The sequence below is a fragment of the Acinetobacter sp. YH12106 genome, assembly GCF_013418995.1.
Lineage (GTDB): Bacteria > Pseudomonadota > Gammaproteobacteria > Pseudomonadales > Moraxellaceae > Acinetobacter > Acinetobacter pseudolwoffii.
Genome location: NZ_VPAV01000067.1, coordinates 1 through 1,269 on the forward strand (window position 1 = coordinate 1; position 1,269 = coordinate 1,269).

The window sequence follows — 1,269 nt, forward strand, 5'->3', positions numbered from 1 at the left end:
CATTGCTGTCCCACAATTTTTCACAAGAGGAAGCTCATTTGAGCTTCCTCTTGTTTTATGGGTATTTTATCGGGTGAAAATAAAGCTTTTAAAGTTCTTCTTTCAAACAAATTCACTTGAATTATTCTGAGTAAACGTTGAACTGTCCAACCTGTTTTTCCTAAATGTCGAGCGAAACTCACCAATAAATAGGCGATCATCGCAATCCAGATTTGTGTCTGAATTGCGTTCCTGCTGCGGCCTAGAAACGCTTTTAATTTGAGATTCTGCTTAATCGCCTTAAAGAACAGCTCAACTTTCCAACGATCTTTATAAATCGCCGCAATGGTGGAGGCGGCTAAATGAAAGTTATTGCTGAGAAAGCTAAAGTGCTTGCCACTTTGCTGATCTCTATATTCAATTCTTCTTAACACTGGGGCTTTTCTTTTTAGGGCATGTGCGCTATTCAGCTGAATGGTTTCATCTTTTAGAATACCTTTGGATTCAAGCACTGGATGTTGCTGGATCACCTGATACACAGATTTAGGCCTAAAACGTGTGACAAATCCAATGTTTTGAGCAGTCAGATTTGCATACCATTGGTAATCGACATAGCCTTTATCAAAAACTACAATGCTGCCAGCAGGAAACTGGAATTTGCGGCCTTGTACCATGTCATTTTCTTTGCCATTTTCAACTGCAACAAACTCAGGAATATCATTGCTGTGATTCAATCCTATACTGAGTTTCATGCTGGCTTTTGAGTCGTGAACTTTGGCCCATTCACATAAGGAAAGCGACAGGTCAATATGACTGGCATCCAAGGAATACAAGGGATTCTTAAAGCGAAATTTATGAGCTACTTTTGAGTGTTCATAGTATTTAAGCAACTTGTAAAATAGCTGTTGATACAAGGTAGCAGGCTGCTGCTCATTGATTCGTGCCAGCGTGCTTCGGGGAATAGACTTTGCTCCGAGATGACTTAGCTTTTCCTGTTGGCACTCCAAATTGGATTGAATATCTCTCAGACTTTGCCTACAAGAGAGTTGAGACATCAATATGGCAATAAACTGATCCCACCGGGAAGCCGCTCTAAATTTCTGTCCAACATGGTGTACTTTAGCAAGTTGTTCAAAATCCTGTCGCACAACAGGTTTAATTAGCTCATGAAATACGGTATTCTGATGTGACAAAACCTGAATCCTGGTCGTTAAAGTGTTTGTTTGCACTCATATTTTAACTGTTAGGACTCAGGTTTTTTTATTTAAAGCAAACTATGGGACAGCAGTG

At 39.9% G+C, this 1,269-nt stretch carries 1 protein-coding gene; it reads right to left on the reverse strand.

Annotated features, from left to right (window positions below; genetic code table 11):
- Positions 1-20: 20 nt before the first annotated feature.
- Positions 21-1,172 (reverse strand): IS4-like element ISAbe18 family transposase, encoded by a 1,152-nt coding sequence (locus FTU45_RS15290; protein WP_180076696.1) that lies wholly within the window; start codon positions 1,170-1,172, stop codon positions 21-23.
- Between the last annotated feature and the right edge of the window lie 97 nt (positions 1,173-1,269).